Annotated in this window: 11 protein-coding genes; 4 read left to right on the top strand and 7 right to left on the bottom strand. The window is 62.1% G+C overall.

The features are described from left to right. Nucleotides 1–178, bottom strand: a 178-nt coding sequence (locus FAZ69_RS32825) for an SDR family NAD(P)-dependent oxidoreductase (protein WP_136899600.1), incomplete at its 3' end; no start/stop codon positions are given. Nucleotides 179–432: 254 nt separating this feature from the next. Between FAZ69_RS32825 and FAZ69_RS32820 the strand changes: the two genes are divergently transcribed. Beyond that, nucleotides 433–1,404, top strand: a complete 972-nt coding sequence (locus tag FAZ69_RS32820; RefSeq protein ID WP_136899598.1) for a potassium channel beta subunit family protein — start codon at nucleotides 433–435, stop codon at nucleotides 1,402–1,404. 147 nt (nucleotides 1,405–1,551) lie between these two features. Then, nucleotides 1,552–2,397, top strand: a complete 846-nt coding sequence (locus FAZ69_RS32815; protein WP_136899597.1) for a 23S rRNA (adenine(2030)-N(6))-methyltransferase RlmJ — start codon at nucleotides 1,552–1,554, stop codon at nucleotides 2,395–2,397. Between the two features lie 18 nt (nucleotides 2,398–2,415). Here FAZ69_RS32815 and FAZ69_RS32810 read toward each other — a convergent pair whose 3' ends face one another. The 3 genes from FAZ69_RS32810 to cueR all read right to left on the bottom strand — a co-directional run bounded on the left by FAZ69_RS32810 (nucleotide 2,416) and on the right by cueR (nucleotide 3,801). Then, nucleotides 2,416–2,754 (bottom strand): hypothetical protein, encoded by a 339-nt coding sequence (locus tag FAZ69_RS32810; RefSeq protein ID WP_136899595.1) that lies wholly within the window; start codon nucleotides 2,752–2,754, stop codon nucleotides 2,416–2,418. A gap of 175 nt (nucleotides 2,755–2,929) precedes the next feature. Then, on the bottom strand, nucleotides 2,930–3,076 hold the full coding sequence (locus FAZ69_RS32805; RefSeq protein ID WP_136899593.1) for a DUF3563 family protein: 147 nt from the start codon (nucleotides 3,074–3,076) through the stop codon (nucleotides 2,930–2,932). A gap of 305 nt (nucleotides 3,077–3,381) precedes the next feature. After that, nucleotides 3,382–3,801 (bottom strand): Cu(I)-responsive transcriptional regulator, encoded by a 420-nt coding sequence (gene cueR / locus FAZ69_RS32800; protein ID WP_136899604.1) that lies wholly within the window; start codon nucleotides 3,799–3,801, stop codon nucleotides 3,382–3,384. Between the two features lie 89 nt (nucleotides 3,802–3,890). Between cueR and FAZ69_RS32795 the strand changes: the two genes are divergently transcribed. Together FAZ69_RS32795 and FAZ69_RS32790 are read left to right on the top strand one after the other, a co-directional pair. Then, nucleotides 3,891–4,106 carry a heavy-metal-associated domain-containing protein gene (locus tag FAZ69_RS32795; RefSeq protein ID WP_136899591.1) on the top strand — a complete coding sequence of 72 codons (216 nt, stop codon included), beginning with the start codon at nucleotides 3,891–3,893 and terminating at the stop codon, nucleotides 4,104–4,106. Nucleotides 4,107–4,113: 7 nt separating this feature from the next. Then, the gene (locus FAZ69_RS32790; protein WP_136899589.1) at nucleotides 4,114–5,022 is read left to right on the top strand and encodes a dTDP-4-dehydrorhamnose reductase family protein; all 909 of its coding nucleotides are present in this window, start codon (nucleotides 4,114–4,116) and stop codon (nucleotides 5,020–5,022) included. A 34-nt stretch (nucleotides 5,023–5,056) separates the two neighbouring features. Here FAZ69_RS32790 and FAZ69_RS32785 read toward each other — a convergent pair whose 3' ends face one another. The 3 genes from FAZ69_RS32785 to imuA are packed head-to-tail and all read right to left on the bottom strand — an operon-like array spanning nucleotide 5,057 to nucleotide 10,878. After that, nucleotides 5,057–8,419, bottom strand: a complete 3,363-nt coding sequence (locus FAZ69_RS32785) for an error-prone DNA polymerase (protein ID WP_136899587.1) — start codon at nucleotides 8,417–8,419, stop codon at nucleotides 5,057–5,059. A 4-nt stretch (nucleotides 8,420–8,423) separates the two neighbouring features. Next, complete coding sequence (locus FAZ69_RS32780) at nucleotides 8,424–10,136, bottom strand: Y-family DNA polymerase (RefSeq protein ID WP_136899602.1); 1,713 nt, start codon at nucleotides 10,134–10,136, stop codon at nucleotides 8,424–8,426. After that, complete coding sequence (gene imuA, locus FAZ69_RS32775) at nucleotides 10,039–10,878, bottom strand: translesion DNA synthesis-associated protein ImuA (protein WP_136899585.1); 840 nt, start codon at nucleotides 10,876–10,878, stop codon at nucleotides 10,039–10,041. Before imuA ends, FAZ69_RS32780 begins: the two co-directional genes overlap by 98 nt. Nucleotides 10,879–11,375 lie beyond the last annotated feature (497 nt).

Genomic DNA, 11,375 nt, shown 5'->3' with positions numbered 1-11,375 from the left:
TGCCGCCGGCCTGCTTGATCTCGTCGGCCACCGCCTGCGCGCCCGCGAGGTTCAAGTCGGCGATCGCCACCGCGGCGCCCGCCTTCGAGAGCGTGAATGCGATTTCCTTGCCGATGCCGCTTGCGGCGCCCGTGACGACTGCAACCTTACCGTTCAGCTTCGTGTTTGACGACGACATGCAAGACCTCCATCTGGATTGAGCACATGACACCATGGCGGCAAATGCATGACAACCCGGCCGAAAGGCATATGCCGATCGGCCGGCTGCCGCGCCATGACCGACCCCGGTATTGTGCATGAACACCCTGAGGCGGGTTCCGCAAATCATTCGATCGATGCGGTAGCGGCGCAGGGCCCGGCCGTCCACGCGGAAAAACAATTCGGATTAAGCTGTGCGTTTGACTCTTACGCCCACCTTCGAAGGAGAAGTATATGAACTATCGACGACTCGGACGTTCCGGCTTGCAAGTCAGCGAGCTTTCCATCGGTTCATGGGTTACGTACGGCAATCAGGTGGATCGGCACGCTGCCCGCGAATCGCTCGCTGCGGCACGCGACGCGGGCGTGAATTTCTTCGATAACGCTGAAGTCTATGCGGGCGGCAAGTCCGAGGAAATCATGGGTCATGCGCTAAAGGAGCTTGCATGGCCGCGCATCAGCTACGTGGTGTCGACCAAATTCTTCTGGGGGCTGCACGAAGCGCCGAATCAGTACCACACGCTGAACCGCAAATACCTGCTGAATGCCATCGACGCGTCGCTGCACCGACTGCAACTCGATTACGTCGACCTCGTGTTCTGCCATCGCCCCGACCCGAACACGCCGATCGAGGAAACCGTGTGGGCGATGAGCGATATGATTGCGCGCGGCAAGGCGCTCTACTGGGGCACGTCGGAATGGAGCGCCGATGAAATCCGCGCAGCTTACGAAATCGCCGAGCGGCACCACCTGCACAAGCCGGTGATGGAGCAGCCGCAATACAACCTCTTCTGTCGAAAGCGTGTCGAGCAGCAATACAAGCGGCTCTACGAGGATATCGGGCTGGGCCTGACGACTTGGAGCCCGCTGGCATCGGGCCTGCTCACCGGCAAGTATCGCAATGGCGTGCCGGCCGACAGCCGCGCGCAACTGCAGGGCTACGACTGGTTGCGCACGCAGGTGATGGATGCAGGCAAGAACAACATCGTCGGCCAGCTGGGCAGCATCGCCGACGAACTCGGCTGCACGATCGGCCAACTGGCGATTGCGTGGATCCTGAAGAACCCGAACGTCAGCACGGTGATCACCGGCGCGTCGCGCGTCGAGCAGATACACGAGAACATGAAGGCGCAAGACGTGGCCGCCAAGATTACGCCCGAAATTAAGCAGAAGATCGAGGAAGTTGTCGGCGAGGCCTATCAGTAAAACGGTCAAGGGCGGTGCGTGCCTCGCGTACAATACGCGACCGCCCACAAGCGCCTCGCACCGCGCAGCTTATGCGCCAGGCGCTCGCGAGCCGATATTGCGGCTCGCTGCGCGCTTCCATGCCCCATCGTTCGCTTCTCGTTTGCCATGCTCAGCTATCGTCACGCCTTTCACGCAGGCAATCATGCCGACGTTCTCAAGCACACCGTCGTCGTGCAGTTACTGCGCTATCTCGGCCTGAAGGACAAGGCCTATTGGTACATCGATACGCATGCGGGCGCCGGCGTCTATTCGCTCAAGGAAGGCTATGCGACGAAGACCGCCGAGTTCGAGACCGGTATAGCGAAATTGTGGGAGCAAAAAGATCTGCCGGCCGCACTCGCGGAATACGTCGAGGAAGTCGGCGCGTTGAATCCCGACGGGCAATTGCGCTATTACCCGGGGTCGCCCTATCTGGCCTGGCGGCTAATGCGCGATCAGGACCGCATGCGACTTTTCGAGCTGCACTCGACCGAGATCGATGTCCTGCGTCATAACTTCCGCGACGCGGGGCGCCGCGCCATGCTCTTTGGCGCAGATGGGTTCGATGGCATCAAGGCCCTGCTTCCCCCACCGCCGCGCCGCGCTCTCGTGCTGGTGGACCCGTCGTTCGAAGACAAGCGCGACTACACGCGCACACTGACCTGCGTCGAAGAGAGTCTGAAGCGGTTTGCGACAGGTACTTACGCGGTCTGGTATCCACAGGTTACGCGGCAGGAGTCGCAACGTTTCCCGGAGCAATTGAAGCAGTTACAGCCAACCAATTGGCTGCATTTGACGCTAACGGTTAGCCACCCGCCATCCGACGGCTTCGGGTTGTACGGCAGCGGCATGTTCATTTTGAACCCGCCGTACACACTTGCCGCAACGATGAAAGAAACGCTGCCCTATCTCGTCGACAAGCTCGGGCAAGACGAAACCGCGCAGTTCAAGATCGAGAGCCGGGCCGATTGAGGATCGGCTGGCGCACGGCTACTGGCTCGAATTCGGCCGGTAGACGGGGCGCGGCGCCGATGCACCGCCCACAGGCAGATTGATATACGGCGCCACGATGATGGGTTGCGACGAGTCCGGTTGTTGCAACTCGGTGGGAGCCGCCGCGCGCTTCGCCGCAACCATCGGCTGCCGCGACAGCGGCGCCGTTTGCAGAACGACGCCGCTTTGCCCGTCATCGATACCGCTTTCCGTATCGAGCACCAGCGGCTTGCGGTCCGACGCGGCCAATGCATTGGTTGCAGCGCCAGACGCAACAAACCCTACAGCCGCAGCGCAGACGGCCGGCAACACGCGAAGCAAAAGAAATGGGCGCATGGCATGCGTATCCGTGATCGACTGCGTGATTGTGGAGGAAAACGCTTTACCTTACCGTGATGGCAAGGTTTAGGCTAGTCGCAGTCGCGTTCCAGATACGACAAAGCCCCGCTGGACGGGGCTTGGCTTCACAACGACGCCGGAACTGCGGCCCCGCCGGATCGGCAGTTCGCGATTACAGCGAGTAGCCGTTCTTTTCGAGCGAGCGGATGCGCTGTTCGAGTTGGACGATGTCGGCTGACGCAGCCAGATAAGCCTCACGACGGCGGCGTTCTGCAGCTTCGAACCAGTTGCTCAGTGTTTCGATGATGTACGCAAACATGATGTTCTCCAAGGATCGATATGAACCCCTGGCGGGTTGGGCATCAGGGATTTCCCGTAAAAGGGTTAACCCTAATTATAGACCTAAAGGTGCAACCGTCTAGTGAAATGCACGAATGACGTGCATTCCGTTTTGGAATGGTGCAAGCCAAGCTGCCACCGAAAATGTTGATTTATAACGGCAAGCGATCATGTCGAGGCGGTAGCAAATGCTCGATCAGGCTCAAATGCACCAAAATAGCGCCAAACAGGATAATTTATGCGACCCTATTTCCATCACGCTGTCCCCAAGCACGCGTTTAGCGCTCAATGACATTGGGCCGACGGCTTTGCATCGAATTCATGAGCCAGTTGTTCAAGAATCGGACAATCCGGGCGAGCGTCGCCATGACAATGCTGGGCGAGGTGCGCAAGCGTGTCGCGCATATCGGTCAGCTCGGCGATGCGCCGCTCGAGCTCGGCAACGTGCTCGAGCGCGATGGCCTTGACCTCGGCACTCGCTCTCGAACGGTCCTGCCAAAGAGCGAGCAGCTTGCGGATGTCTTCGACCAGAAACCCGAGGCGCCGCGCCTGCCGAATGAAGCGCAGCGTGTGGATCTCGTCCGCGCCGTAGACCCGATAACCGGATTCCGTGCGCGCCTTGGGCGCAAGCAGTCCAACACTCTCGTAGTAGCGGATCATTTTTGCCGTAACGCCCGATGCACGGGCCGCTTCGCCGATATTCATGGTCAGTTCCTCAGTGTACCGGCCGATCGTACACCTTCCCATCATGGGAAGCTCATCCCACTCCTCCTCCATTCTTGAAAGGAAACACGATGATCGAATTCCAAGTTGAAGGCATGAGCTGCCAGCACTGCGCTTCGGCCGTGACGAAAGCCATCCAGGCGCACGACGCCACGGCGCGCGTGCAGGTCGATCTGGAGCGAGGACGCGTCGTCATCGAATCGGGACAGGCCGCGAGCGTGCTTCAAGCCGCCATCGACGACGCGGGCTATACCGTCAAAGGCACTATCGGCGGCGGCAACGCCTAAAAACGCTATGTTCACGGTGGCCCTCCTCGGCGCCTCGGGCCTGCTCGGGCGCGCGATTAGCAATGAGCTGACGGCACGCACCGGCTGGCGCGTGGTCCGCACCGCGCATCGACGCGTCGCCGAAGGCTCGGTCGCGCTCGACATGCGCGATGCGGCGGCAATCGACGCCTTCATCGACCACGCCGCGCCCGACGCAATCGTGATCGCGGCGGCCGAACGCCGGCCTGACGTCTGCGAACACGATCCGGCTTTCGCCCGCGCGCTCAACGTCGACGCCGTAAACACGGTCGCCGCCGCGGCACGCCGCTGCGGAACATGGGTGCTGTCGATCTCAACCGACTATGTGTTCGACGGCACGCAACCGCCCTATCGCTGCGATGACCCGCCAGCGCCACTCAACGCATACGGCCGCAGCAAGCTGGACGGAGAGCGCGCGCTCCTGGAGACCACCGGACTCGGTTGCGTGCTGCGCCTGCCGCTCCTCTTCGGTCCGATCGTCGATTGGCAGGAATCGGCGGTCACGAGCCTCGTGCCGGCGATCGCCGCCTCGGCTGCCCACGGTGCGAAACCCGCGATCATGGATGCATGGGCGACGCGCTATCCGACTTTCACGCCCGATGTCGCCGTCGTCGTCCGGCAGATGCTCGAACGCCATGCAAGCGGCGACGCGATCTGCGGAATCGCGCAATGGTCCGGAGCCGAGCCGATGACGAAGTTCGACATCGCCACGCGGCTTGCGCAAGCATTGCGGCTCGATGCGCGCCTCGCGCCGCAGCACACGCCGGCCGACGCGACACCGCGTCCGCGCGACTGTCATCTGGATTCGAGCCGCCTGGAAGCACTCGGCATCGGACGGCGCATGCCGTTTGACGAGGCGATCCGCCAAGTGCTCGACGCGTTCCCCTGGCATCTGTAGACGGTACGAATCCAGCCGGCCGGCAAACCAGCGCTCAATGAAAATCGCGGCTTGCCACGGCGATCCGGCCAAGCAATGCAGTCCGATCCTCGAGCCGCTTTGCGACCAAATGCAACACCTCTCCCTCGCGCTGCACCACGCCGTGGACCGCGAGCAATCCCGAACCCAGCAGCTCAGCGCGCTGCTTTTCGACGAGCGCCGGCCAGACGATCACGTTGATCATGCCGGTCTCGTCCTCGAGCGACACGAAGATCGTGCCGTTAGCCGTGCCCGGCCGCTGCCGCCCGGTGACAATCCCGCATACGCGGGCCAGCCTTCCGTGGCCCAGATGTGCGAGTTGCGCCGCTGTCCTGAAGCGCTCCTTCGCAAGCAGCGGCCGCAGCAACGCGAGCGGATGCCGATTCAGCGTCAACCCAAGGCTTCGATAGTCGTCGGTGATTTCACGTCCCTCCGGCGCACGCGGCAGCGTCAACGGGGCCTCGGCGATCGGTGCATCACGCAACAGTTGCGGCACCGCATGCTGAGCGGTCACGGCCCACCACGCCTGCCGTCGATGGCCGGCAAGACTGACGAGCGCATTTGCCGCCGCCAGTGCTTCGAGCTCGCGGCGCGTGAGTGCGGCACGCCGCGCGAGATCATCGACATCGATAAACGGGCCAACGCTCCGCGCTGCCATGATCCGCTCGGCGGCCGCCTGAGAAAATCCCTTGACCAGATGCATGCCGAGACGCACCGCCGGACCTTTCTTGCCGTAGGTGCCAGCCGGCTGTTTCACCCGCGCCGCGTAACGCCGGGCAGCGCGTCTGTTCGTCTTCGCCCACATTCCCTTCGGCAACGACGCATCGCGAAGCATCTGCTGATAGCGGCGGGCATCGCGGTCGCGACCGCCGGGTCCGCGCCACGAGATCCGCTCGCCAGGCCGCCGGGGCCTCTCCAAGGTCGATTCCCAATCGCTTAGCGTGACATCGGGTGGCAACACCGGCACGCCATGGCGTTTCGCGTCCTGCACGAGTTGCGACGGCGAATAAAAGCCGAGCGGCTGGCTGTTGAGCAACCCGGCAAGAAACGCGGCAGGCTCATAGCGCTTGAGCCACGCGCTCAAGTAAACCAGCAGCGCAAAACTGGCCGCGTGACTCTCCGGAAAGCCGTAATCGCCGAAGCCTTCGATCTGTTTGCAAATCCGGTCGGTAAAACTCTCGTCGTAGCCGCGCGCCCGCATCTTCTCCTTCAAGTCGTCCTGATAAGGCTTGAGATTGCCGGTGCGCCGCCAGGCGGCCATCGCGCGGCGCAATTCGTCGGCCTGTTCAGCGGAGTATTTGGCCGCGACCATCGCGAGATGCATCACCTGCTCCTGAAAGATCGGCACACCGAGTGTCCTTCCTAGCACCGGCCGCAGTTCCTCCTTCGGATAATCGACAACCTCGAGCCCCTGTCTGCGGCGCAAATACGGATGCACCATGCCGCCCTGAATCGGCCCGGGCCGTACGATCGCCACCTGGATCACGAGATCGTAGTATTTCTTCGGCTTCAGGCGCGGCAGCATGCTTTGCTGCGCGCGCGATTCGACCTGGAACACGCCGATCGTATCGGCATGGCCGCACATCTCGTAGACGGCCGGATCCTCGCGCAGAATATGCTCGACGCCGAAATTCGGAAAACCGCGCCGCAGCGCGACGAATTCGAGCGAGCGCCGGATCGCCGACAGCATGCCGAGCGCAAGCACGTCGACTTTCAGCAGCTTGAGCGCTTCGATATCGTCCTTGTCCCACTCGATCACGCTGCGCCCCTCCATCGCCGCCTTTTCGATCGGCACGAGACGCGAGAGCTTGTCGCGCGCGATCACGAAGCCGCCGACGTGCTGCGACAAATGCCGCGGGAAACCGCGCAGCTCATGGGTCAAGCGGATCAGATGCTGCGTGATGTGCGATTGCGCGTCGAAGCCTGCATCGGCTAGATGCCGGGCGATCGCATCCGGGCCATCCCACCATTGCTGCGACTGGCCGACCCGCTCGATCAACGCTTCTTCGAGCCCAAGCGCCTTGCCGACGTCTTTCAAGGCGCTGCGCGTGCGATAGGTGATGAGCGTGGCGGTCAGCGCCGCCCGGCGATCGCCGTATTTTCTGTAGATGTATTGAATGACCTCTTCGCGGCGCTGATGCTCGAAGTCGACGTCGATATCGGGCGGCTCGTCGCGCGCCCGTGAGATGAAGCGCTCGACGAGCATATGGATGAGCGCCGGATTGATCTCGGTGATACGCAAGCAGTAGCAGACAACCGAATTGGCCGCCGAACCACGCCCCTGGCACAGGATGCGATGCTCGCGCGCGAAGCGCACGATGTCGTACACCGTCAGGAAATACTTCTCATATCGAAGCTCGGCAATCAGTGCGAGCTCTTTTTCGATCTGTTCGATAGTGTCGACGGAAAGCCCGTGCGGCCAGCGCTCGATCGCACCGTCCATGACCAGCCTGCGCAGATGGCTCGACGGCGTCTCGCCCGCTGGGACCAGCTCTTCCGGATACTCATACTGCAGCTCATCGAGACTGAACTTGCAGCGAGCCGCGACGCGCAGTGTTTCTTCAAGCGTATCGGCTGGATAGAGCGATGCGATTCGCACAAGCGTGCGCATGTGCCGTTCGGCATTCGGCTCGAGCGCATGGCCGCAGGCCGCGAGCGGTTTCACCAAATGGATCGCGGTCAACGTATCCTGAAGCGGTTTGCGCGCGCGTGCGTGCATCAGCACCCCGCCTGCGGCGACGAGCGGCAAGCCGCTCTCGTCTGAAATCATCCGCAATGCTTCGATATATTCGTCGTCGCGGCCGGCTTGCCAGAGCTCGAGCGCGAGCCACGAGCGCCCTGGCGCCAAAGCCGCAAGCCAATGCGCGCAGCGCAGCGTCTGGGCAAGCGACGTGTCGCGCTGCGGCACCAGCAACAGCAGGCAATCGGGCAGGTGCCGCAAATGCGCGAGTTCAGAAGGAGGATCGGTGAAATCCGTTGGCGTGAGCCGGTAGCTGCCCTTCTCCACGCGCGAGCGTCCGAGCGTAATCAGCTCGGAGAGGTTTCCATAGCCTTCGCGATTGGTTGCAAGCGCAACCACCGTGCAAAAAGGCTCGCCATCTTCGCCGGTCAGACGCAGCTCGCTGCCGATCAAAAGCTGCAGCACGTCCTTGTGTTTCTTCGCTGCGACATGCGCACGCACCACGCCGGCGAACGAGCATTCGTCGGTAATCGCGAGTGCTGCGTAGCCATGCTGGACTGCCTGCTCGACGAGTTCGCCCGGATGCGAAGCGCCGCGCAAGAAGGAGAAATTACTCAGGCAGTGCAGTTCCGCATAAGCCGGCAACGGAGCGGACTCCGCCGATGCCTGAGAGGCCGTGAGTAAGACAGAGTGGGCCATCGCTTCACCCGAAAAGCCCGTGCAAGAACCAATGGCCGGACAAACGTTCACGAAACAGCCAGAGCAGGTGTCCGTCATCATCGGCTGCGATGTAGTAATCGCGCTCGACACCTTCCCCATCCCACCAGCCTGCCTCGATCCGCTCGGTGCAGGTGAGCAGCCTCAAAGGACGCCGATAGACGGGCTGCTGTTCGCTCACCGCCAATTTGAGCGGCGTATCGAGCAACCAGACCGGCCGCGGCGGTTGCGACACGTCGTCGGATAAGACCTGCACATGCGGCAACGCGTTATCCGGCAATGCCGCCTGCGCTGCACCGTCCGCCTGGTTGCGCTCGACGACACCGGCTGCCGCGATGCTCGACGCAGATGCAGCCCGCCCCTTTTCCTCAGCAGATTTCGCCTCCGGTTTCCGTTGCGCGCGCTTTGGCTTCGCTTGCAGCGACGTCCAGGCGGGCTGTCCGGCTTGATATGCTTCGACGCGCATCGCCCTCTCCGGTCGATGATCTTCCTGCATCGAAATCCGCATCACGTTTTCAGCGCCTAGACGCGCACTCAGCCGCTCAAAGAGACGGGCTGCCGAATCGCGATCGGCATCCGGCACCGGAAAGAGCGTGTCCGACAGCGCCGCATGTTCGCCGATCTGATCGGCGACGAGCTTCAGCTCGACAACTGGTGCAGCCAGCTCGGTCTGATTCAGCTTCTCGCGCAGCAGCCAGATCAGATGATCGGGGTCGCGCGAGGGCGTGGCCCACGAGACCGTCAAGCTCGACGTACGCGGCGCATGGCGAGCTGCGAGCTCGTGCTCGAACAACAGCGTGTAGCGGCTGACCGCCGCGTGATGCGCGCTCAGCCATCCGGCCAATTGCATCACGAGCCGGCGCGCGGCGAAGAGCAGCGCTTCGGCAGTATCGACGCGAGACTGCAACTCGAGTTGCGCACGAAACAAAGCCGGCGCTTGGAACGACTCGCGCGGGTCCGGCTTTTCCCCGTAGGCCTGCGCGAGCAAGTCCAGCACGCCGCTGCCGAAACGCCTGGCGACACCCGCACGAGGCAGGCGACGCAAATCGGCCAACGTCTCGCAGCCGATCTGTTCGAACGCATCGCCGCATGCGGCTACTGCGGGCAACAGGGAGACCGGCAACGCATCGAGCACGGGGGGCAGCGACGCATCCTTCACGCTGTGCCAGCGCCGCCCGTCCCGGCACGCTCTGGCCTGCGCGAGCAGCCATGCGCCCCATGCGGTCGGAGCACAAGCCATGTGAGCGGTGTAGCCGAAATCGCGGACCGTCGACGCGACTTTCGCCAACAATGCGCGCAATCCGCCAAAAAGCCTCAATCCAGACGCGACCTCCAGCAGTACGGTATGGTCGTGGGCCAGCGAGACCTTTGGCGTATAGGCGAGCAGCGCCAGTGCCATCGCCTCGAATGCCTGTGCCTCTCGCTCGGGGACCGCGGTGAGTATCTCGAGCCTCGGCGCCAACACTAATGCATATGACCGTGTCTGCCCCGCATGTACGCCGAGCCGGTATGCGCTGGCATCTGGCATCACGATATGTGTGTGATCGGCCAACGCATAGCATCGAATATCGCCCGCCCCCGGCACGGACTCGCCGGAGTCGTCACGCCGATTCGATTTGTGCACGCTCTTTTGCTCGGACAGAGGCGACTTCACGGCCTCCAGCGACAAGAGAGGCAATGTCACAGCGATCCACAACATGATTGACCTTTGGTTCGTGACGCATTGGAGTTGCCGCTCGTGCACGCAACATCGCCTCCTGCACGGGAAGCTCGATGCGAAGCGGTTCTGCAAGAGGCGGACCGCGGCGCTTGATGATGTCGACGGTCAAAGCGACTTTGTGCAGCCATTGCCGACGGTTCACCTCCTGTGCCTCCTCGGGCAAGGAAGGTGAGCAAATGATCCGCAACGGCGCCGCAGAAGAGTGCGCCGCAGCATCGGCCGGACGGATCAGAAAGGCCAACGACCGGGACTCTTGAGCCGCGACCTGAAGACGTCTTGGTGCTTCCGGACGCGCATCCGACGACCACATCAGCACGGCCCCCATTCCGCCCTGCTTCAACGCTTGCTCCGCGGCCCAAAACGCTTGGGCCTCTGTTGCTCGCACCCAAAAAATCCGCTCGATAGCGATCCCCCACGCCTTCAACGCCACCGCATGCGGATGATAGGGCGGCGCTATCATCACCACGTGCCGCTCCTCTACCATCGTCAGTTGGCGAAGCGCGTGAGCCAGCAAGCGCATCTCTCCCACACCGTCATGCTCGACCAGTAGTTCAGTCAAACTGCCAGTAGGCCAGCCCTGTCCGGGCAAGGCTTGATCGAACGCTGGATACCCGCTCGAGATCGTCTGCTCTATCGGGCCGGCGATCTGATCGCCCTGCCACATCTGACGTTGCAAAGTGGGCGTCAAGGCATGCGCTGCAAGCTGAAGTACTGCTGCCATAGACATGCTCGGTTAAAGAGAAAGCGCCACCCTATTCGCATGCGAATATTGATCAGACGATCAGGCAGCACCGACGTCGCCGCGGCTCTGCTGGGTCAGCTACGGGCGAGAGAGCGTAACAACTGGCGCGACTCCTTGTCGTCTAGCTGCAGAATGTGAAGCTTCGTCGGGTTGAGGAGTGTGCTGCCGGATACTGTTTTTTTATACAGTATTCTGTAGGGAAAGTTAAGTGCAGGGGGGGCTTGGCAGCGAAATAAGGGCAAAAGGACTTTGCTAGAAGTCCGGTTGGCCTGATTCTGGGTCAGCCTCAGGGAGGCGCGCTCGGGCGGTCCCAAGGGGGCAGGGGGGAAGCGTTTTTGTGTGGGTTGTAAACGGCCACAACCCCACCTTTATGGGGTGGGGTTGTAGTTATGAGAGGAGCCTGACGATTACCTACTTTCACACGGGAATCCGCACTATCATCGGCGTGGAGTCGTTTCACGGTCCTGTTCGGGATG

It is taken from the genome of Trinickia terrae (genome assembly GCF_005144415.1).
Lineage (GTDB): Bacteria > Pseudomonadota > Gammaproteobacteria > Burkholderiales > Burkholderiaceae > Trinickia_A > Trinickia_A terrae.
Note: the sequence above shows the minus strand (reverse complement) of the source record. Positions and strands in the feature narration are given on the sequence as shown.